The organism is Streptomyces sp. NPDC055815, assembly GCF_053616475.1.
In genome coordinates this window covers 1-21986 of record NZ_JBSHDU010000018.1, presented here as the reverse complement: position 1 = coordinate 21986, position 21986 = coordinate 1, and the positions used below count along the sequence as shown (strand labels likewise).

Annotated in this window: 15 protein-coding genes; 6 read left to right on the top strand and 9 right to left on the bottom strand. The window is 70.5% G+C overall.

Features of this window, described 5'->3' with window-relative positions; translation table 11 throughout:
- Positions 1–16: 16 nt before the first annotated feature.
- Positions 17–2386, bottom strand: a complete 2370-nt coding sequence (locus ACWGN5_RS14355) for a non-reducing end alpha-L-arabinofuranosidase family hydrolase (protein ID WP_453514673.1) — start codon at positions 2384–2386, stop codon at positions 17–19.
- A gap of 404 nt (positions 2387–2790) precedes the next feature.
- Positions 2791–4371, bottom strand: a complete 1581-nt coding sequence (locus tag ACWGN5_RS14350) for a sigma-70 family RNA polymerase sigma factor (protein WP_453514671.1) — start codon at positions 4369–4371, stop codon at positions 2791–2793.
- A 603-nt stretch (positions 4372–4974) separates the two neighbouring features.
- Between ACWGN5_RS14350 and ACWGN5_RS14345 the strand changes: the two genes are divergently transcribed.
- The 4 genes from ACWGN5_RS14345 to ACWGN5_RS14330 all read left to right on the top strand — a co-directional run bounded on the left by ACWGN5_RS14345 (position 4975) and on the right by ACWGN5_RS14330 (position 9432).
- Positions 4975–5271 carry an RHS repeat domain-containing protein gene (locus ACWGN5_RS14345; protein ID WP_453514670.1) on the top strand — a complete coding sequence of 99 codons (297 nt, stop codon included), beginning with the start codon at positions 4975–4977 and terminating at the stop codon, positions 5269–5271.
- Positions 5272–6392: 1121 nt separating this feature from the next.
- Positions 6393–7730 (top strand): hypothetical protein, encoded by a 1338-nt coding sequence (locus ACWGN5_RS14340; RefSeq protein ID WP_453514668.1) that lies wholly within the window; start codon positions 6393–6395, stop codon positions 7728–7730.
- 271 nt (positions 7731–8001) lie between these two features.
- The gene (locus ACWGN5_RS14335) at positions 8002–8661 is read left to right on the top strand and encodes a hypothetical protein (RefSeq protein WP_453514665.1); all 660 of its coding nucleotides are present in this window, start codon (positions 8002–8004) and stop codon (positions 8659–8661) included.
- Between the two features lie 243 nt (positions 8662–8904).
- Positions 8905–9432, top strand: a complete 528-nt coding sequence (locus ACWGN5_RS14330; protein ID WP_453514663.1) for a phosphotransferase family protein — start codon at positions 8905–8907, stop codon at positions 9430–9432.
- A gap of 64 nt (positions 9433–9496) precedes the next feature.
- Here the strand turns inward: ACWGN5_RS14330 and ACWGN5_RS14325 are convergent, their stop codons facing one another.
- The 6 genes from ACWGN5_RS14325 to ACWGN5_RS14300 form a co-directional block, all read right to left on the bottom strand.
- On the bottom strand, positions 9497–12004 hold the full coding sequence (locus tag ACWGN5_RS14325) for an RICIN domain-containing protein (protein WP_453514661.1): 2508 nt from the start codon (positions 12002–12004) through the stop codon (positions 9497–9499).
- 47 nt (positions 12005–12051) lie between these two features.
- A complete protein-coding gene (locus ACWGN5_RS14320; RefSeq protein WP_453514658.1) occupies positions 12052–14949 on the bottom strand; it encodes a glycosyl hydrolase family 95 catalytic domain-containing protein in 2898 nt (965 codons plus the stop codon).
- Between the two features lie 237 nt (positions 14950–15186).
- Positions 15187–16005: an RNA polymerase sigma factor SigJ gene (gene sigJ / locus ACWGN5_RS14315; protein WP_453514839.1), complete on the bottom strand. Its 819-nt coding sequence runs from the start codon at positions 16003–16005 to the stop codon at positions 15187–15189.
- A 143-nt stretch (positions 16006–16148) separates the two neighbouring features.
- Positions 16149–17327 (bottom strand): NAD(P)/FAD-dependent oxidoreductase, encoded by a 1179-nt coding sequence (locus ACWGN5_RS14310; protein WP_453514657.1) that lies wholly within the window; start codon positions 17325–17327, stop codon positions 16149–16151.
- Positions 17328–17447: 120 nt separating this feature from the next.
- Positions 17448–18284: an alpha/beta fold hydrolase gene (locus ACWGN5_RS14305; RefSeq protein ID WP_453514655.1), complete on the bottom strand. Its 837-nt coding sequence runs from the start codon at positions 18282–18284 to the stop codon at positions 17448–17450.
- Positions 18281–18874 carry a TetR/AcrR family transcriptional regulator gene (locus ACWGN5_RS14300; protein ID WP_453514652.1) on the bottom strand — a complete coding sequence of 198 codons (594 nt, stop codon included), beginning with the start codon at positions 18872–18874 and terminating at the stop codon, positions 18281–18283. The genes ACWGN5_RS14305 and ACWGN5_RS14300 overlap by 4 nt, the downstream gene beginning before the upstream one ends.
- Before the next feature lie 106 nt (positions 18875–18980).
- Here ACWGN5_RS14300 and ACWGN5_RS14295 point away from each other — a divergent pair, with 106 nt between their 5' ends.
- Together ACWGN5_RS14295 and ACWGN5_RS14290 are read left to right on the top strand one after the other, a co-directional pair.
- On the top strand, positions 18981–19979 hold the full coding sequence (locus tag ACWGN5_RS14295) for a GNAT family N-acetyltransferase (RefSeq protein WP_453514651.1): 999 nt from the start codon (positions 18981–18983) through the stop codon (positions 19977–19979).
- 79 nt (positions 19980–20058) lie between these two features.
- Positions 20059–20625 (top strand): hypothetical protein, encoded by a 567-nt coding sequence (locus ACWGN5_RS14290; protein ID WP_453514649.1) that lies wholly within the window; start codon positions 20059–20061, stop codon positions 20623–20625.
- A 33-nt stretch (positions 20626–20658) separates the two neighbouring features.
- On the opposite strand, the gene corA is transcribed toward ACWGN5_RS14290, so the two are convergent.
- Positions 20659–21741: a magnesium/cobalt transporter CorA gene (gene corA / locus ACWGN5_RS14285; protein WP_453514837.1), complete on the bottom strand. Its 1083-nt coding sequence runs from the start codon at positions 21739–21741 to the stop codon at positions 20659–20661.
- Positions 21742–21986 lie beyond the last annotated feature (245 nt).

Below are 21986 nucleotides of genomic sequence, written 5' to 3'. Positions count from 1 at the left end.
CCGTGGATCGGGCAGGTCAGCGCTGCAGGGTGAGGACGCCCGGCCGGTAGGGCAGTTGGTCGTAGGGTCCGCCCGCGGTGGGGGACTTGCCCTGGTACAGGAACTGCAGGTTGCAGGGGTCGATGGTCATGGTCTGGTCGGGGTTGGTGCGGATCAGGTCACCGTGGCTGATGTCGTCGGTCCAGGTGGCGCCGCTGTTGGCCTTGCCCGCGAAGGGGTTGCTCTCGCTGCCGGCCTGCGGGGTCCACGCACCGCTCAGGCTGTTGGCCGTGAACGAGCGGAAGTAGCGCCGCTCGTTCGCCCCCCGAGCCTCGACGATCATGAGGTACCGGTTCTGGCCCTGGACCTTGTAGACCTGCGGCGCCTCGAAGAGGTTCTTCGCCGTGTCGCTCATGACCGTCGTGTACGACGAGCCGAAGTTGCCCGGGAAGTTCCCGATCGGCATGCTCGCCCGGTAGATCTTGCCGTTGTCACCGGCGAAGAACAGGTACATGTTCTTCTCGTCGGCGATCAGGGTCTGGTCGATCGGTCCGGTGCCGGATTCGGTGCGGGGGATGCTGCCGGTGAACAGCGGCTGCGGCGCGGACCAGCCGTTGGGGTCGGTGGGGTCGCTCGACGTGCGGTAGCTGAAGGGCGAGGCACCCCACTGGTACGCCAGCACCCAGATCTTCTTGGGCGCGAAGTAGAACAGGGTCGGCGCCACCGCGTTCTGGCTCATCTTCGTCTGGCCGGCCGACGCCATGTCGGACCAGTTCGTGAACGGGCGGAACGCCATCGAGCCGTACGAGGTTCCCGACGCGCTCGACGCGTACACGAGGTGCTTGCCGCCCAGCACCACGTGGGTGAAGTCCTTCACCGCGGCCCACCCGTTCGACGGCTGGGCGAGGGCACCCGTCGAACGCCACTTGTACGTCGTCGGGAGATCACACGTGCCGCTGCCCGTCCCGGACGGGGCGGTCCAGGTCCACTTCTGGTTGTTGACGGACGCGCAGGTGTACAGCTGGATCGTGGTGCCGTTCGCGGTGGCGGCGCCGACGGCGTCGAGGCACAGCCCGGACTGGACGCCGGTGATCGAGCCGTCGGTGTTGACGTTCCACTGCTGGTTGGCGCCGCCGTTGCAGTCCCAGACGATCACCGGGGTGCCGTTGGTGGTGCCCTTGCCCTGGGCGTCCAGGCACTTGTCGCCGTGCACCTTCAGCTGCTTGGCGGTTGTGTAGGTCCAGCGCTGGTTGGCCTGTCCATTGCAGTCCCACAGTTGCGCGCGGGTGCCGTTGGCGGTGGTGGAGCCGGGGATGTCGACACAGCGGCCGGAGGCCACGCCCTTGATCTCCCCGGTACCGTCGGTCGGCTGGCCCGGAGTGGTGCCGGAGCCGGAGTGGAGAGCGTTCATGACGGCGGTGTACGCGGGCTTGGGCTTGCCGCCGCTGTCGAACAGCAGCGGGCTCTCGCCGCTGCGCCAGGAGTCGCTGTCGCGGACGCCCCACACCGTGATGCCGGTGCACCGGGCCACGGACAGGCAGGTGCTGACCGCGTTCGCATAGTGGGTGGGTGATGCCTGGGCGATGTCCAGCTCGGTGATCTGGACGTCGACGCCCAGGGCGGCGAAGCCGGCCAGGGTGGTCTTGAAGCTCGCCGGCGGGCCGCTCGTCCCGAAGTGGCTCTGGAACCCGACGCAGTCGATGGGCACGCCGCGGGACTTGAAGTCCTTGACCATGCGGTAGACGCCCTGGGTCTTGGCGTCCGACCAGTTCTCGATGTTGTAGTCGTTGTAGCAGAGCTTGGCCGAGGAGTCGGCCGCGCGGGCGGTGCGGAACGCTTCCTCGATGAAGCCGTCGCCCAGCACCTGCTGGAAGACCGAGTCACGGAGCCGGCCGCTGCCGCCGTCGGCGAACGCCTCGTTGACCACGTCCCAGGCGTAGATCTTGCCCTTGTAGTGGGTCATCTCGGTGGTGATGTGGTGGTTCATCACGCCGCGCAGTGTGCTGGCGTCGCGGATGGAGCCGACCCAGGAGGGGAGCTGCGAGTGCCAGACCGTGGTGTGGCCGCGCAGGCGCTGGCCGCGTGCCAGGGCATGGTCGACGATCCGGTCGGCGGGGCCGAAGTTGAAATTGCCGCGGGACGGTTCGATGGCGTCCCACTTCATCTCGTTCTCCGGGGTGATCATGTTGAACTCCCGGTCGGCGATCGCGGTGTACGCGGAGTCGCCGAGCCTGCCGGCGGCCACGGCCGTGCCGAAGTACCTGCCCGAGGGGGCCGCCTGGGTGCCCAGGCCCGCGGCTCCGGCGGAGCTGGGGAGGAGCGTCACGACGCCGGCCACCAGCGCCGTGGCCGACAGTCCTATCGCCCATGTCCGGCGTCGCCGGCGGAGCCGGTGCAGGCCCTTCATGATTCTCCTCGGGGGCTCCGCGTACCGGTCGTCCTGGGTTCGTGGGTGTGGTGCGTCATGTGAGGGGCTCTCTTCAGGGGATGCGTCAGTGGGGGAAGTCGGGACCCTGCCGCGCCGGTACGTCATGGCGGGCGGCAGGAGGACACCCCTGAAGTGGAGGCTTCCGAGCGCGCAGGCTCGTAACAGAAAAGTCGCGCCGCCCGCGGGATCGCCCCGTGAGGCATCTCTCAGGCAGAAAGCGTTATGCCGGACGCCGTGGCCTGGTCGCGTCCGGGGAAGAGGGGCGCCGCACTGATCCGCGGTGAACGCAGGTCACGGCGTCGCGCAGGAACCGAGGGAGATCAGACTGGAGGAGCACCAGCTGCGACCGTGCGACTCGGTCGGGACCGCCCGAGGAGCGGTGCTCAGGCCCCGGGGCTGCGCACGAGGAAGGAAGCCTGGCCGGCGAAGGCCCGCGTGCCGTCGGAGCCGTCGAGCCAGATGCCGCCGTCGCGGTGACGGAGGACCGTTCCCGGATAGTTGTGCGCGTGCAGGGTCACGGACCCGGCGACCGCCCCGGGACGGGGACAGAAGGTGGCGTCTTCACGGAACAGTGCGCTGCCGTCGTCGGTGCTCAGCCGCAGCCGCAGGTAGGAGTGGCGAAGATACCGGCCGTCCGCGGCGCGGAAGGTGACGCACCGCGTGTCGGCCAGTCCCCCGACGACCGTGAAGGTGACCCGCTGACGTGCCTGCGCGCCGCTGGACGCGGTGACACTGCCGAGCGCCGCGAAGTCGCCCGTGTACGTGACGAACAGGCCGGGACTGTCCGCGGACTCCAGCGACTGTGCGCCCAGCGGAACGGTGCCTGCGACGGCGGACGGGCTGACCGAGGCCGGGCCCGCCGGGGACGGACTCGCCGGCGACGGTCCGGCCGAGGTGGTGGTGCGCGAGGGAAGGGGTGTGGGAGTGCCGACCGTGGGAGCGGCGGTGGCGCCGGGCACTCGAGGCGCCGGTTCGGGCCAGGTCGCGTAGGTGGCGGTCCCGGCGATGAGCACCGCGCCGGTCGCGAGGCTCACCAGCGGATGAGCGGTCACCGTCTGGAGTTTGCCGATGAGAGCGCCGTGCAGACCGCCTCCCCCCGTCGCCGTGCCGACGGCGACGGGGGCCGCGGCCAGCCCGGCGGCGCTGGCTGCCGTACCCGACAGCAAGCCCTTGGCGGCCAGCGCGGCGATCAGTGCGGCCGGGACGGCCAGCGTCGTGAGGCTGAGGGGCAGCAGGTCGGCCGGAACCCGTTCTGCCGACGTCGCCCCGCAGACGGTGCAGTCACGTGTGTGCCGCGCGATCCGCTTGCGCCACACCGACGCATGGTGACCGTCCCAGCCGATGACTGTCCCGTCCAGCTGCGGACAGCGCGGATCGGCCTCAAGGGCGGCGACGATCGTCCGGCACAGTTCCAGCTGCTCGCGCATGCGTTGCAGGCGCACTCCGACGTGAGCGACCGTGAGCCCCGTAGCGGCGGCCATGTCCTCCCGGCTGAGCAGACCGGCGCACTCCTGCCACCACAGCGACAGCAGCACCCGGTGGTCCGGGTCGAGCCACCGGCCGGCTTCGACGACCCGGCGCCGCTCGTCCGACACGTGCAGCCGAAGGATCGTCACGTCCACGGGCTCGGCGCCCGCGTCCGGTATCTGGCGCGCCTCGTCGATGACCGTGGTCCGGTCGGCGAGGGCGTGTTGCCGGTGCCAGTGAGTGTTGATCTGGCGGAGCGTGATCGACACCAGCCAGGACCGGAAGCTCTCCGGGGCACGCAGGGCGGGCAGGTCGCGCACCACACGCAGCAGGGTCTCCTGGACGACGTCGTCGACGTCGGCATGTCCGCTCAGCGCTCGCCCGACGATGTTGTAGACCAACGGCAGGTATGCGGCGATCAGCTCCTCGCGCGCCCGATCGTCACCGGCCTGCGCCGCGACGACCAGCCCCGCGTGGTCTGCATCTATGAGCCCCATTCCCACCTTCTCCGAGGGGAGCGATCCGCCGAGTACGGCGGCACACCCTAGCCTCGACGAAGGCATACGGCCAAAGCCTGCGCCTCGGGCGGACGGTCTGGCCCGTGCCGACACGGAAGGCCCGAGTTGCGGCTGTTGGTGTGCATTGGGGTCCCTTATCGCGTCCGATTACGGAAAGCCTGGAGATCATCACATAGCGTGATGATCGGTCTCGTTTTACTCAGGGAGCGCGCCCGTCGTCGAGGGAGCGGCCATGCACCGGCTTCGATTCGTCGTCACCATCACGATCGTTCTCAGCCTGCTCGCGCCCACAGCGGATGCGGCGCAAGCGCTGAGCACTTCGCCGGTCGAGGAGCGGCGGCCCGCGTCGTGGTCCGCGCCATGGGTGCCTGAGCCGGGGCGGCATCGAGGCCGGACCACGCTCTCCGATGTCCTGGTGCCGCACAGGGAGCCGGCGTACCGCCCTCCCGTGGGGGCCTCCGCGGCGCGTGGGGAGCCGTCGAGGGAATCAAGTTCCGCCTCGGACCGTCTCGGTCTGGAGAAGTTCCGTCAGTACGCGCAAGTGCCGGTGGGGGCGGGTGCCGCGCTGATGATCGAGGCCTGGTGCGGAGCACCTCGCCGAGGGGCACGCTGACGGCCGACCCGGATGACTTCACCACGTTTCGCCTCTACGACGCCGTGAACCAGCTGGTCGAGCAGCGCGACGCGCGGGGCGGCCGCACCACCCTCCGGTACGACGTGGTCGGCAACGTGATCGAGGTGTCCGACCCCCGCACCAACGCCGGACATCGTCCGCGCGGGCCGACCTCGCGCACGGTGTACGACCTCGGCCACCGTGTGATCGCCGTCACGGACGCGGCGGGGGCGACCGAAGCCCGGGTCTATCCCTCTTCGATTTGACGCGCTACTTCAAGGACGCGTTCGGCATTCCCGTCGGAGTGCTGCGAGACGCCGAGGCATGGACAGGCTTCTCCAGCCCCGGACGGTACTCCGACGCGGAATTCGACCGACTCCTTACGCCATGGATCAGCAACAGCCGGAACAAGGAGGAATGATGTCCACGAGACGCACGTGTACGAGACGAGCGGTGACCACCGGCGTGGTCGCCTGGCTTCTGGCCTCGTCGCTGGGTGCGGCGGGCGCCGACGCCGCCGACCGCCACGCGACCGCGGCAAGGGGACGCGGACCGACGACCACAAGGCCTTTCTCCGAGGCGACGCTCGACACGACGTCCCGGCGCGTCTTCGTCTCCTCGGGCCCCTCCGTCGACACACTCGCCGCATACGACCTCGACACCGGGACCTGGTGGACCCTCGACCAGCAGCAAGGCGCTTCCGGCCTCGTCCTGAGCGAGGACGGCAAGACCCTCTACGCAGCCCTCGCCGCCGGCGACGCCATCTCCGCCATCGACACCGCGAGCTTCACCGAGCGGACGCGCTACGCCACCGGCGCCCACACCTGCCCCACCCACCTCACCCGCAGGGGAACAGACATCTGGTTCGGCTACGGATGTGACGCCTGGACCGGAGCCATCGGACGGCTCGACACCTCCCAAGAACCCGCGAAGGTGTCGCTCGACCAGCAGGTGCCGCCCGACGAGATCACAAAGGACCCCCAGCGATTCGAACGGCCACCGCTCCTCGAGATCGGCGGCACGGCGACTGCGACGCTTGTCGCGAGCCAGCCTCACATCAGCCCCGTGAACGTCCGTGTGTACACGGTGAAGGAGGGGGCGCTCGTCGCGGGCGTACGGGACGACCGCGGCGGCAGCAACCTCACCGACCTCGCCGTGAGCACGGACGGGCTGACGCTCTACACCGCCGCCGGATCGCAGGACCACATCGACGGGTTCGCCACGTCGGACCTGTCCGGCAAGGGCGCCTGGCTCACCGGGCAGGCGCCCACCGCCGTGGCCACGACGGCAGACCCGACGACGGGACCGTCCACGATGTGCGTGCGGCGCGATGGGCCGGCATCCCTGTTTGGCATGGCTCCGAATCTCGCTGGACGGATGAAACCTGATGACCACACCTGCGGGCGGCGCAGCCGCTCTGAAGACCACCTCGGAGCTGCTCACGGCAGCGCGCGCCCTGCTCGGGCAGCCGCCGGCGGCCGACGCCGGCGAGCAGCCTGCCGCTTCCGCGGACCACGTGCTCGACCCTGGCGGGCTGCTGAGCCAGGCACGTCAGGCCAAGCGCAGCTACCAGGCCACAAGCCGTTGGATTCTCGCGGCCTTCGCGATCGTCGGCCTCGTTCTCTTCGGCTCGCTGCCCTTCTCGACCTTCGGCAGGATCAGCGGGTTCGACGTCTGGCTCATGGGTATCGGGCTCGGCTGCGCAGCAGCAGGGATCGCCCTGGCGATCTGGGCGGCTTCGCTCGTTGCCGAGCCGCTGGACGCGAGTCTCGGTGCATTGGAGCAGCGGCTGGAACCGGCCATGAAGGACCGGACCGTTCACTGGTACACCGGCCCGCGCCGTCGCGCCGAGATCCAGCTGGCCACCATGCTCAGCGGTGGGGAACACGAAGCCCATCTCGGCCCCGGCCTGCACAGCATCTCCGACCTCGTCACAGAGCTGGGGGACCGGGAGAAAGCCCGGCTGAGCCAGGCAACGGCGGCGGCTCGACGGGACGAGGTACTCACGACACTGGACGGTGCGGTGTCTGCGCATCTGGCCACCTTGGCCGAACTCCGTCAGCAGGCCGCCGACGTCGGTGAACTCGACGACGCCAACCCCAACAAACAGCGGCTGGTCGACGAGCTCGCCCAGCGGATCCAGCGGGAATCAGCCGCGTACGCCGCCGCGGCGGACAAGCGTGCTCGGCAGGCCGTCCAGCTTGCGCCGTCGGCTGAGGTCCCCGCCACCGCGAGCAGCGCTCCGCATGCCGGAGTCGGCGACACGGACTCCGCGCCTGAGAACAACAACCTGGCCTCCACGCAGACGCGACTCGACACCTACCTCGCGCACAGGGCGATGGTCCTCGTCCAGTCGGCGATGATGCAGATGCGCGGAACCTTCCGCCTCGCACGCCTCCTGATGGTCATCGGCGCCCTCCTGACCCTCGCCGGCGGCACCCTGTACGCCTACGTCCTGCCCGCCGACGCATCCGAAGAGAGCTCCACCCAGGGCACCGAACGTCAACCGGCCACCGCGGCAGAGGTAACCGTCAACCGGGGGACGGACATTGCCGCGCAGCTTCCCGGGACCTGTGTCGGCCGTCCGCTCAAAGCCCTGCGGCTCGACCTGAAAGTCCCACCCCGCAACGGACCCTTCGAAGTCGTGGTCATCGACCCTGCATGTCCAGGGACCCTCTCCGTCCCCAAGGACCAAGGATCCGTCGACTCTCCCGCCACTTCCTGACGCGAGGCGGGTCAGCCTATCGGCCAGCCGTACAGCCGTACAGCCGTTGGGTCATGAGGCGGGTGGGTGGCCGATGGCCACCCACCGGGTGGCGCTGCTCTTCTCCGCCAACAGGGCCGCGTCCCACGACGCTGTTGCCCTGGAGGCGCTGTTGGTCCGGGACCGAGCTGCGGCTCGACCGCCATGTGTCGGGTGTACGCCGCAGCGAGGAACCCGCCGCCTATTATCGCGGGTTGAAGTATCCATAGCTTGAAGAGCAAGGGGGAGAGTTGTGAGCGCAGCTGAGGATTCGCTGTCGTCCTCGACCATCGGGTCCGGGGACCTTGAGCAGCGGCTGGTCGGGGCCGCAGATCTGTCCAGGGCGGGCCTGGACGACTTCAGCGAGTTGGCCTCGCCTTCGTCCGACGAAGACCCGCCGCCCATGACCGGCCCGACCCCGGAAGGCACGGCTCTGCTGAACCGGGCGTTCAACGACAAGCCCGCAAGAGAGGTCAGGACCTCGTTCGCGAACACGGACTCCTCGATCGTCGTCGACGAGGGGGTCTCGGAGCGGGCAGCGGGAGCCGCCGCCACCTGGATGGCCGACATGCGACAGGTGTACGCCCAGTGCGCCGCCTGGACGATCAGCATCGGCGATCAGGAGATTCCTGTTCAGGTGGTGGAACCGGCCGATGATCCGAGCAAGCCGCTCCAGGTGGAGCAGAGGTTCGGCGACGAGGCATTGATGCGCACGATGCTCGCCGGTCCGGCCGGGCAGCAGGCCCAGATCACCACTCTCCTGATTCGCGACGGCAACCGGGTGCTGGAACTGACGTTCCGTAGCCTGGCGGCCGAGCCCGGCAGCCCTGAGGCGAGCCAGCTGGACGCCACCATGTCGAGATTCCTTGAGCTGGCTCCGGTCAAGTTCCTGGGTCGGCCGGTGATCGGCTAGAGACCACGACGAGGCCGGGGGCAAGGTGGCCTCACCACTGAGGCGGGCGCCTGCCCTCCGGCCCCGCGTGGTGCGGCGGTAGTCGTTCGGTCGTGCTTCGGGTGGAGGGTCGATGGAGGGCATCACCAAGAACCGGAAGTCGCTGGAGGCGCTTCGCCTGATGGTCGCGCGCGCGTACGGCCCGGAGGAGGTGTGCGAGGCGGGCGAGGGCTGGGCCGGGGAACTGGGCGAGGGCTGGTTCAGGTGCCCGTGCCGGCGGTCGACTTCGCCGACCGCAGCCATGAGGTGTGTGACGTCGACTACTTCCGGATGGTCGAGGAGCTCCTGGGTGACGGCGAGCGGCGCGGCGTCGACCTGCGCGTCGGGTACGGCGTGATCCGCGAGCTCGTGGCCGCCCACGCGGATGTGCTGGACGAGGTGACCGAGCCCCGCTTCGTCGAGTGGGACCTGTGGCCCGGCAACTGCATGGTGCGCGACGGCCGGATCGTGGCGATCATCGACCAAGAGCGGGCGTTCTACGGCGATCCGCTGATGGAGTTCGGCTTCGCCGGGAGCGAGTCGAGCGCCTACGGGGACTCCACGGCTTTCGTCCGCGGCTACGGCCACCGGCCGTTCACCGCCGACGAGCGGACCCGCCGGCGGCTGTATTACCTTCACCTCGCCCTGGTCCAGGTCATCGAGACGACCTACCGGGCGCACACCGGCACCGAGCAGTACGACTGGGTGTGCGAGCGGCTCAGGGAGACCGTTGCCCTGCTCAGGGCTCGTTGAGCAGGGCAATGAGGTCACACCGTGTCGTCGCGGCCCGGTGTCCGATGGCCCGGGGCCGGTGGGGTCAGACCGCGGTGCGCCGGCTCCACTGCTGGTTGGGCTGGCTGCCGCAGGTCCACTGGATGATCGCGGCTCCGTCGGCGGTCGAGCCGTCCGCGACGTCCAGGCACTTGCCGCTGCTGCGCGAGACCACCCGCAGGTAGCCGTCCCCGGTGTCGGTCAGGGTCCACTGCTGGTTGGGCTGGCTGCCGCAGGTCCACTGGACGACGGCGGCTCCGTCGGCGGTCGAGCCGTTGGCGACGTCCAGGCATTTGCCGCTGTTGCGGTTGACCAGTCGGACGTAGCCGTTGCCCTGGTCGGACGCGGTGAACTGCTGGTTGAGCTGGCTGCCGCAGGTCCACTGGACGACCGCGGCTCCGTCGGTGATCGAGCCGCCCGGGACGTCGAGGCACGTGCCGCTGCTCCGGGAGCTCAGCGTGACGAAGGAGCGGGGGGTGGTGTCCGCGCAGCCGCTGAAGGAGCAGCCGGCGACCCAGCGCGTCTGGCCGGTCTCGTACGCGCCGAGGTCGGGGGCGGTGCCGGAGTATCCGTCCGTCAGACCCGGGACGGGGGTGCCGGCGTCGACGGCCGGCGATGCCGGTTCGATGCCGTAGTCGCCGCTGCCGGCGGCGGTGTACCGCGGGTCGGGCGCGGCGTCGTTGAGGCTGCGGGTGGTGACGAGGTTGTTGCTCTCGTCGGGGGTGCCGCCCGGGGTGTGGTCGTACGTCTGCCCGTCCGGGTGGGCGCCGTCGAGGATGTTGTTGCGCACGACGGTGTTGGACACGTGCTGCGGGTCGGCGTAGTAGGTGAAGATGGTGGAGCCGGAGCCGGTCACGATGGTGTTGTTGACGATGCTCCCGGCCAGGTAGGGCAGTTGCTCGCCGGACTGGGTGAATCCGCCGTGGGAGATGCCGGTGCCGCCCAGCATGTTCCAGATGACGTTGTGGTCGACGTTCACGTCGTAGCTGCCGTTGTCGAAGTGGAAGCCGTTGGCGATCTGGGCCGCGTCGTGGATCCAGTTGTGGTCCATGCGCGTGCCTGTGTAGGCGGTGTTGCAGCAGGTGTAGACGGCACCCAGGTCGAAGTTGATCTTGGCGTAGTCGTACATGTCGTTGTAGGCGATGCGCAGGTTCTTGTATCCGGCGTTGGGGTACGCGTTGGTGTTCATGTTGACGACGTCCCGGCCGGTGGAGCGCATGGTGTTGTGGATGATCTGCACGTCCTTCGCTCCCACCTCCAGTGCCACCGCCGCGGTGTAGGTGCCGCCGTAGGCCACGTCGGCGATGAGGTTGTCGTCGATGACGTGGCCGGTTCCCTTGACGGAGACGCCGTTGCCCATCGAGTGGCGCACGGTGCTGTGGCGCAGGGTGTTGTCGGCCCCGTGGAGCAGGATTCCGCTGTCGAAGTGGTGGTTGGCGTCGTAGACCCCGGCGTACGGCAGGTTCGTGTCGTACTGCGAGGTCTGCCAGGTCGACAGGTGCTGGGCCCTGATGCCGTCCAGGACGTTGTGGGTACTGTTGTCGTCGGTGGTGAGCGAGGTCGCGAACAGGCCGATCCCGCGCACGGTGACGTAGCTGCGGCCGTTGAGGTTGAAGCCGTAGTTCCGCTTCTTGGCGGTGATTCCGGTGGGCACTCCCCCGTCGGGTGCCCACAGGTACAACTCGCGGGCGCCGGCGTCGTAGTACCAGGCGTTCGGGCCGGTCAGCAGGGACTTCTTGCCGACCAGGCGGAACTTCGTGGAGTGTCCGCCCGGGGTGACGTGGCCGTCGCTGCCCGGGAAGCCGAGGTCGAGGACCTTGGTGGTGCCGTTGAGGTTGCCGCTCGTGACGGTGGCGGAGTTGGCGACCCAGGAGCCCGCCATGTAGACGGTGGCACCGGTCATGTCGCCGAGTGCGGGGAAGCCGTCGTAGGTCAGGGTGCCGGTGAGGACCGAGGTGCACGGTGGGGTGGCGCAGGTGGCGTCCGAACCCGAGCGGGTGGAGGACCAGCCGCCGGTGATGAAGGACTGGTTCCACGGGTCGCTGGAGGCCGGCGGATAGGCGGCCTCCGGCACGAGGGTGCCGGAGGTGAACACCTGGTTGGCCCACAGGTCGCTGTTGGCGGGGTACTGCGTGGAGCTGTAGGGGGCCGTGGCGGTGCCCGCCAGGGTCACCCGCGCCTTGTAGATCTTGCCGCTCGCGAGGGTCCACCCGGTCACGGTGTCGGTGCCGTCGACGGTGACCGTCGCTCCCGGCGCCGACGCGAAGGTGATGGGCGCCGTGGACGTACCCGACCTCGGCGGGGTGACCGTCTCCCGGTAGGTGCCGCCGCGGATCAGGCAGGTGTCACCGCCGACGGCGACGTCGGCGCACCTCTGGATGGTCTTGAACGGGCTCGACGACGACCCCGGGTTGGAGTCGCGGCCGGTCGGCGAGACGTAGTACGTCGACGCGGCGGCCGCGACGGGCGCCGCGGCCAGGCCGACCGCGGCGGTGGCGAGTGCGACGACACCGATGACCGCCCTCGCGATCGGCGTCCTGTACCGGCGTTGCATGGTTCTCCTCGAAGGACTGGGCGAAGTGTGGGGTGGGGCGCGGGCGGTCAGATGCCGACGATCGCCCACTCCTGGTGGACCGAGCCGTCGGAAGGCATCTGGACGATCCTGGCGCCGTCGGCGGTGGAGGCGTTCTCCACGTCCGCGCGCAGTCCGCTGGAACCGTTGACCAGGTGGTAGATGCCGCTGGTCCCGGTGGGCGTGAGCTTCCACCACTGGTTGGGGCTGTCGGTGTCGGTCCACTGGTCCAGGGCCTGGCCGTGGGTCGTGGACGCACCGGGGTTGTCGAGGACCTTGCCGCTGTTGACGTTGGACAGGCGGAAGGAACCGTCGGGGTCCGGCAGCAGCCGCCACTGCTGGTTGGTGCCGCCCGACCAGGGCCACTGGATGACCGCGGCGCCGTCGGCGGTCGACTGGCCGGACACGTCGAGCACCTTGCCGCTGGCCCGGTTCACGACACGGAAGGTCCCGGTGAGCAGGCCGAGGGTGACCACGGTGCGGGTGCCCGCGGTCAGGGACAGCTTTCTGGCGTGGTCGCCGAGCGGGGAGGGGGCCACGGGCGCGGTCGTGGACAGCGAGGTGATGCCGCGGCGGCAGACGAAGGTGATCTGCTGGGTGACGTCCGACACGAGGGTGACGGTGGCGCTGCGGACCGCGGTGTCCCAGGTGAGGCTCTCGACGAGGACGCGGTTGCGGCCCCGTACGCCGCGGATCGTGCCCCGGGCGAACTCTTCGGGCAGCGCCGGCAGGACCTCCAGGAAGCCCGGCCGGGTGTGGACCAGGGACTCGGCGATGACCGCCGGCAGCGCGTTGGCCGCGTCGGTGTTGTAGATGTGCAGGTCGGGATTGTGCGAGGTCGCCAGGGAGCGCCAGACCATGTTGCTGCCGAGGATCTTCCTGATGTTGTCGTAGACGCCCGCCCCGTCCTTCAACCGGCTCCAGGCGAGGGCGCGATGGAGGCTGCCGTGGGCCGAGTAGTTCTCGTCGCCGCGCACTCGGAGCGCCTTGCGCGCCGAGCTCACCAGGTCGGGAGTCTCCTCGGGGTTGATCTCGTGCAGGGGCCAGGCGCCGTACAGGTGCTGGGTGTGCCGGTGGTTGTAGCGGTCGTTCAGTCCGGGCCAGGACCACTCGGCCAGGGCGCCGTCGCCGTTGACCGTGTACGCGGGCAGCTTGTCGAGGAGAGCGGTCCAGCGCGCGACACCCTGCCCGGCGCCCTGCTCCACACCGAGTGCGTCGGCCGCGTCGATGGCGGCCTGGAGCGCGTGGCGGCCGGCCATGATGTCGCCGGTGGCGTTGACGGAGAGCATCTGGCCCGTGTTGGACGGGGAGTTCTCCATCGAGAGGGACGGGACGAAGACCGCCTTGCCGTGCGCGTCGGTCCTGGCGAGGAAGTCCTCGTAGAACAGGGCGAGTTCCATCAGGGCCGGACCCAGCCTGTCCCGCAGGAACGCGGTGTCGCCGGTCACCTGGTAGTACTCCAGGAGCGGGTACAGCAGCCAGTCGGCGCCGCCGGTCCAGCACTGGCCGGGGAAGTCGGTGTCGTTGAAGTGGAGCATGTGGCCGTGTTCGCCGTCGGTGCGGGACGGCGCGAGGAACCCCCGTGTGCCGTAGAGCCGGGCGGCGTTCCTGCGCCAGTCGTCGAGCTGCCCCAGGACCAGGTCGAAGTACCCCCGCATGGCGTCGCCGTGGCTCAGGATGTTGCCGCCGGCGACCTGCAGGTTGACGTTGGCGTCGGTGGTGAAGTCGTCCGCCCAGGCGCCGTTCCAGCTGCCGGACCAGATGCCGGTCAGCCGCGGGGGCAACACCCCGCTGGAGCTGACGAACAGGTACCTTCCGGAGTCGTACATCCGCTCCAGCAGCGCCAGGTCGACGGTGGACCGGTCGGCGTTCTGCCGCGAGGTCAGTTCTGTCGTGGACAGGCGTCGGTCGGCGGAGGAGACACCGAGGTCCAGGCTGGATCCGTCGAACATGGCCTGGTGCACGGGGGCGTGCCGGCCGAGCAGGGTCGCGTAGTCGGCGGACAGCGTGGCCAGGGCGGCGTGCAGCGGCTTGGCGTCCCACTCGCCGGCGTTCTCGTACCGGGCAAGACGGGTGAGGAGCACCACCTTGGCCGCCCGGGCGACGACGAGCGTGTCACCGCTGACCGACACCGATGCCCTGCTGCCGCTGACGATGACCCGGGTGACGCCCTCGTAGCCGTACGCGCCTTCTCCCGCCGGATACGTGCCGCGCAGGTTGAGGTACCCGTTCTGGCCGACGGCCGTGGCGATCGTGGTGAAGGCGACGTTCGCCGGGGCCCCTTCGAGCGCGGTGTTCACCTTGATCGTGGTGTCGACCGTACGGCCGCCGGCGGGGAGCAGCTCGTGGACGACGACCTTGTCGGCGCGCGACACGAACGCGCGGCGCTTCCAGGTACCGGCACTGTCGGTCCAGGTGTGCGTGACCTCGCCGGTGCGGAAGTCCGTGATCCGGGCGTAGTTGTCGGACGTGGTCATGCCCGGGGTGCTCAGGTGCAGCTCGTACCCGGGGTGGAAGGACTGTGTCCAGCGCAGGGACCACCCGGAGGAGAAGGTGGCCGCGGCACCCCAGTAGTCGCCGGCCAGGGCCTGGTCCCGTACCGCGTCCAGGCGGCCGGCGAGCGCGGGCGGCGCCACGTCACGTGTGCCGTTCGGGAGGACGAAGCGGTGGTGGTTGAGGACGATCTTCTCCAGCTTCGGCGTGCCGTGCAGCACCGCCCCGTACTCGCCGTTCCCGGTCACGAATCCGTCGGTCCACGCCGCCGCGGGCGCGGTGTCGTAGATGCCCCGCTCCGGGAGGGTGACCTGGGGCGGGACGGCTGCCGAGGCTCGCGTGGACAGGACACCACCGGGGAGGACGACGGCGCCCGCGGTCAGAGCGGCTGCCGTGAGGAAGCCTCGGCGGTTGAAGGAGTCATGAGGAGGCATGGGGGGCTCTTTCGGCGGGAGGAGGGGGGCCTGTCGTGGGCCCACCCGGGCCGTTGACGGGGGTGCCGATGAGAGGGCGGGGCGCTTCATCGCGAACGCCACCCTCATGTTCACGTAAACACGAGTGGGTCGGAGAGAGTCTCGGAGCACCGCACGGGGCTGTCAAGACTCCTCACAAGAACTCGCGCGTCACGGCCGGCGCGGGCACCCAAGGACCTCGCAGGGCTGGGGCGCGGGTCAGGGCGCCAGGCTGTTGTCGGGGGTCAGGCCGCCGAGCTTGTCGGGGTTGACCTGGAAGCGCAGGTGGTGGATGCGCCCGTCACCGATGTCGAAGGAGAGGGCGCCGACGGTGTGGCCGTCGAGCGTGGCGAGGATGCCGAGTTCGCCGTTGATGACGGCCGGTTCCATGGTCAGGGCGGCCAGTTCGGGTTTGGCCAGGAAGCCCAGGAGCCAGCGGGCGACGTGGTCGATGCCGTGGAGCGGGCGGCGGGCGGCGGTGACCTTGCCGCCGCCGTCGGACCACGCGGTCACGTCGGGGGCGAGCAGTTCCATCACGGCGTTCAGGTCGCCGCCCGCGCAGGCGTCGAGGAACTGGGCGGTGATCCGCCGGCGCCGGTCGGGGTCGGTATCGAAGCGGGGGCGGCGCGCCTGGACGTGTGTGCGGGCGCGGTGGGCGATCTGGCGGATCGTCGCCTCGGGACGGTCGAGGGCCTCGGCGATCTCGCCGTGGGAGTAGCCGAAGACCTCGCGGAGCAGGAAGACGGCGCGCTCGACGGGGCTGAGCGTTTCCAGGACGACCAGCATGGCGGTGGAGACGGAGTCGGCCACTTCGGCCTCCGAGGCGATGTCCGGCGAGGTGAGCAGGGGTTCGGGGAGCCACGGGCCGACGTAGCTCTCGCGGGTGGCGCGCGCGGAGGTGAGGCGGTTCAGGGAGAGGTTGGTGACGGTGCGCACCAGATAGGCCTTGGGGTGGCTGATCGCGTCACGGTCCGCGGTGCTCCACTTCAGCCAGGCGTCCTGCAGGACGTCCTCCGCGTCGGTGACGCTGCCCAGCATGCGGTAGGCGGTGGCGAACAGCAGTCTGCGGTGTTCGAGGTAGGGGTCCTGCCCGGCGCCGGTGTCGATCACCGGCTCATGCTGGCAGCGCCGCGCGGCGGACGGCAAGGAAGGGATCACGGCGCCGGGCGCGGGCGTGCCGGTCATGCCGCGGGCTTCGGGGTGGCGCGGCCGCCCTTGGAGACGAGGGTGGTGACGTTCATGCGCTTGCTGTAGCGGTACGTCATCAGCGGGCTGCCGCTGACCAGCTCCTTGTACCGGACCGCGGCGCGACCGGTGAGGCGCAGGCCGGTCGGGGTGAAGTCGGCCCTGGTGAACTGGATGACGGCGTCCTTGCGGCCGAGGCTCACCGGCTGGTGGAAGTAGCCGAAGCGGAACGGCTTCACGGTCTTGCCGCGGACGAGCCGCGCGATGGCGTCGGCGGTGTACTGGGCGGTGGGCAGCCCGCTCTGGCAGGAGCCGTGGAGCTGTCCGAAGTCCATGCGGACGGCGGCGGCGTCGCCGACGGCGTGGATCTGCGGGTGGGACACGGACCGCAGGGTGGCGTCGGTCAGGATCAGTCCGCGGTCGTCGGTGGCGATCCCGGAGTCGGTGGCGAGCGGCGACACCCTGACGCCGGCGGTCCACAGGCAGGCGTCGGAGCGGAGGGTCCGCCCGTCGGCGAGTTCGACGGCATCGGGCAGCACCTTCGCGACCCGTACGCCGGTCTCCAGGGCGACGCCGAGGCGGCCCAGCGCCCGGTGGAGGTACGCGCGGGCCTTGCCGCCCATCATGGAACCGGGCTCCTCCGTGCTGATCAGGGTGACGTTCAGCCCCGGATGGGCCTCCGCGAGCTCCGTCGCCGCCTCGATTCCGGTCAGGCCGCCGCCGCAGACGGTGACCGTGCCGCCGGCCGCGGCGACCTCGGCGATCCGTGCGGCGAACCGGCCCGCGGCCTCCGGGCTGTTGAGGGTGAACGCGTGGGCCGCGACCCCGGGGACGTCACCGGTGCCGGTCGAGCTGCCCAGCGCGTAGACGAGCGTGTCGTACCCGAGGTGCGTCGAGTCGTCGACGGTGACGCGACGCGCCCCGGGGTCGATGGCGGTGGCGGCGCCCTGGAGGAACGTGACGCCGGTGCCGGCGAGCAGCTCGGGGATCCGGCGGACGGCCAGCTCCTGGCCGGCGGCGATCTGGTGCATTCGCAGCCGCTCGACGAACCGACCCGAGGGGTTGACGAGGGTGATCCTCACACCGGTGCGGCGGGTGCGGTGGGCCAGCCGGATCGCGGTGAACATGCCCGTGTAACCGGCACCGAGAACGACGACGTGGTGGCCGTTGGTCATAGCGAACTCCCAGGTCAGGCACCGGATTCGGTACCGGTGACGCCCATGGGACAGCTGACCGCGGCGGAACGTGACAGCATGCGCATGTGACCCGCGTCACATCACGGGTCACATGTGGGGTCAGGCTCGCAATGCCTTCCGGAGGTGTTCGCCGAACTCGGCGGGGTGCGTGGTCAGGCCGATGTGCCCGCCGGGGAAGTGCCGGAGTTCCGTTCCGAGACGCTCGGCCAGGAAGGCGGCCGGCCGGTAGGGCAGCTCGCCGCGAGAGTCCTGGCCGCAGGCGAGCACGAGCCGGTCCGACTGGGCCTCCAGCCGGTGGACGTCCGGGGCGTAGGACATGAAGGCCGGCACGATGCGCCCGAGGAAGTAGGGCAGGCCGGCCATCATCCGCTCGACCCGGGCCGCCGCCTCCGGCGGCAGCTCGGCCTCGGCCTTCGGCTCGGAGGTGTCGCCGTCCCCCTTGAGACCGGCGGCGAACACGGCCATCGCCGGCATGAGCCCCTCCTCGCGGAACGTCGCCTGTACGCGTGCGATGAGCACCCGGTGGTCAGCGGCGTCCGGCAGGACCTCCACGACCGGGGGCTCGTGCGCCACGAGGCGTTCGACGCGTCGGGGATGCGCGGTGAGCAGGTGCAGGGCGGCGATCGCGCCCGAGCTGGATCCGAACACCCGGGCGGGCGCATCGGGCGACAGCAGGTCCAGTATCCGCAAGGCGTCGTCGGCGTGTTCGGCCACGCGCTGCTCGGCTTCGGGGTCGTCCAGCGTGCTTCCCGACAGGCCGCGCGGGTCGTAGGTCGCGACGGTGTACTCGGCGGCCAGATCGTCGGCGATGCCGTCGAAGGAGGCCGCGCCGCCGGTCCCTCCGGGGATCAGCAGCAGGAGCGGGCCCTGGCCGCGTACTTCGTAGTGCAGGTTCGCGCCGTCCACGCGCAGGGTGCCGATGGTCGGGTCGGTCATGCGGAATCTCCTTCTCGGGAGGGGGGCCAGTGCTCCAGGAGCGTGTGGAGTGCGTCGAGAGCGCGGACCCAGGACTGCTGCGGCGTACGCTCGTGCGCGAACCCGCCCGCGGCCTCCAGGGCGACGAACCCGTGGAACGTGCTGCGCAGCAGGCGGACCGCGTCGGTCAGATCGGGCTCCGCCAGTCCGTAGCCGCGCAGCATGCCGTAGGTCAGCTCGACCGCGCGCCGCGGGCCGGCCGCCTTCGCCGCCAGATCGGGGTCGATCCGGATCGGGGCCTGCGTCGCCGCGTAGCGACCGGGATGCTCGTGGGCGTACTCCCGCCAGGCGTCGGCGAACGCGACCAGCGCGTCCTTGCCCGCCCGCCCGGAGGTCGCCTCCGCGATCCGCATCGTCTTCTCGTCCGCCGCCAGCAGCGCGATCCGTCCGCGCAGGTCCTCCAGGCCGCGGACGTGCGTGTAGAGGCTCGCGTCCTTCACGCCGAGTCGCCGCGCCAGCTGCGACATGGTCACCTGGTCGAGCCCGACCTCGTCGGCCAGCTCGGCACCCGCGATCGTCACCCGCTCCGCCGTCAGCCCTGCGCGCGCCATGCACTCTCCTCGTTCCTAGGGGTCCTAGTTTTAACCTAGGCACCCTAGGATCGCAAGAGGACATGGGGGGTGGCGTGCCTGCCTCGCAGTTCGAGATCATCCGGTCATGTCGAATGGCACGGCAGGACGGGAACTTCCGCTCGGCTTAGGGTTCCGGCCGTATCGCGGAGACGAAGACCACGACGCCATGGCCGCGGTGCGGCAGGGGTGCGTCGAACGGGACCAGGTCGATGTCCACTCCGTCGTGCAAGGGCTCCCGACAGCGGCCGAGATCGCCGAAGCCTCCGCCGAGGTGGAGGAGCCGTCCGAGAACCAGATCCTGGTGGTGCTCGACGGGAGAGTCGCCGGCTACTCGACGATCCGGTGGTGGCAGGAGCGGGACGGCACGTGGCTGTACCTGCACCGCGGCCACCTCCTGCCCGAGCATCGCGGTCAGGGCATCGGCTCAGCCATGCTGAGCTGGGCCGAGGAGCGGATCCGCGAGCTCGTCGAACAGCATGGAACGGCGCGGACAGCGGTCATCGGGGCGAACGCCGGGGCCTGCGAGCAGGACGCCACCGCGCTGCTGCTCGCAGCCGGCTACCGGCGTGTCTTCACCCTGGTCGAGCTGGAGCTGGGCGATCTGCGGCAGTTGCCCGAACCGGGCCGTGAGCTGCCTGCCGGGATACGGACAGGGCCGATCCGGGCCGGCGATTACCGTGCAGCTTGGAGGACGGTCGTCGACTCGTACGCGGACACCGGTTTCACTCAGCGGTGGCCCTTCCCGGACTTCGTCGACAGCGCAGACCCGGCTTGCTGGAGGGCTGCCTGGAACGGGCGGGACATGGTCGGCGTCGCCCTCTGCTCCCTCCGCCGTCACGACCACACCGTGGGCGAGGTGGAGGAGCTGAGTGTCCGGACGGACCACCGACGCCTCGGCATCGGCCGGGTCCTGCTGCTCGAGGGGCTGCGGAGCCTTCGCGCGCAGGGTGCGACGACCGCCCGGCTGTTCACGGGCACGGCGAATCCGTACCGGTCCTACGGCCTGTACGAGAGCGTGGGGTTCCGGCGGCAGAACGAGTACGTCCGTTACCGCAAGCCGCTCGGCGGGCGAACGATCGCCTGATCGAGGAAGGGCCTGCGCGGGGCCGACCGGGCGCTACGGTCGTCAGGCGTCCGACGAAGGACGAGCGAGGGGACGGCAGATGGTGGCGGAGGGGGCGACCGCACGGGACGCGGCCGGCGGTACGGCGGTGGTGCGGGCTGCGGGAACCCGTGCCTGGCCGGGGCTGCGCCAGGCGGAGGTCGGGTGGTTCGGTCGCGAGGACGAGGAGAGCGCGGGCACCGAGCTGGACCGGAGCGCCCATGCGTTGACCAGCGCCGACGACGCCGAGGCGGAGGCCGTGCGGCGTGCCGTACGGGCCGCGTGGCAGGCGCGGTTCCAGGCGGCCCTCGCCGGGCTCCCCGAACACGAGCGGAGACCGGCCGCCGAGGCCCTGCGCGCCCTGCTCGACGCGCATGTGCCCTCCCCTGCCGCCGCGGTGTCGGCGACCGGTGGCGGAATCGCGGTCGGCGGGGACGTCGAGATCCGGGCCGACCACGATTCAGTGGCCGCCCTGCGCATGGGGCAACCGCTCTCGCCGCCGAACCCCTCCTGTCCTGTGCCCTCGAAGCCGCTGCCATCGAGGAACTCGGCCCGCACGGGCTCCGCAGGCGCGGCCCGACCGCCTGAACGGCGGGCCGGCCGGGGAGGTCCACGAGCTGTCGCGTGACGGGGCGAGGCGGACGTGCCTCGCGTCGGCGGGTCAGAGCCAGCCGTTGCGGCGGAAGCCGCGGTGGATGACGAAGCAGGCGACGACCATGACGCCGAGGACCAGCGGATAGCCGTAGGTCCAGCGCAGCTCGGGCATGTTGTCGAAGTTCATGCCGTAGACCCCGCACACCATCGTCGGGACCGCGATGATCGCGGCCCAGGCGGTGATCTTGCGCATGTCCTCGTTCTGCGCGACGGTCACCTGCGCGAGGTGGGCCTGGAGGATCGAGTCCAGGAGCGTGTCGTACGAGGCGACCAGTTCCGTGACCCGCGCCAGGTGGTCGGCGACGTCACGGAAGTACGCCCGTATCTCGGCCGCGACCATCGGCATCGGTTCGGCCGCCAGGCGCTGGAGCGGACGGCCCAGCGGTGTCACGGCCCGCTTGAGTTCGAGGAGCTCGCGCTTCAGCTGGTAGATCCGGCCGACGTCGCCCCGGTGCCCCTGCTCGGAGAAGACCGCCGTCTCGATCGCCTCCAGGTCGTCCTGTACGGCCTCCGTGACGCCGAGGTAGTCGTCGACGACGTGGTCCGCGATCGCGTGCAGGACGGCGGAGGGCCCCTTCGCGAGCTGCTCGGGCTCCGACTCCAGGGCCTCGCGGAGCGGACCGAGCGAACCGTGTCCCCCGTGACGGATGGTGATGACGAAGTCGGGACCGGTGAAGGCCATCAGCTCGCCGGTGTCCACCACCTCGCTGGTGGCGGTGAGCTCGTCGTGCTCCACGTAACGCACCGTCTTGAAGACGGCGAACAGCACGTCGTCGTACTGCTCCAGTTTCGGGCGCTGGTGGGCGTGGACGGCGTCCTCCACCGCGAGCGGGTGCAGCTCGAACAGCTCGGCAAGACCCGCGAACTCCTTCTCCTCCGGTTCGTGGAGACCGATCCACACGAACCCGTCGCCGGACTTCCGTACGCGCCGCACGGCCTCCTCGACGGACCGGACCCCGTCCTGCCGCACCCCGTCCCGGTAGACCACACAGTTGACCACCGCGCTGCCGAGTGGCGAACGCGCCGGGTGACTGAGGTCCACGGCACGCCGGTACGTCCGGCGGACGGCGCTGCGGAGGCGGTGGATCATCGACACGAGAAGCTCCTTCGGCAGATCGCCCGCCAGTCTGCCAGCAGCCCGGTCGGGGACGACAGGCTGTCGGGCCCCGAGCCCGACCGGCGACCGGGTTCCCCCGGGCGCGCGAACGCCGGGGGGGGCCCGGTGTGGGGCCGCCCCGCGGTGAACCCCGGGCCCGGGCCCCCCCCCCCCGGGGGTACCCCACGCCCCCCCCGTTGGCGGCCCGGCCCCCCCGCCCGGGGGTGTACTGGGGACGG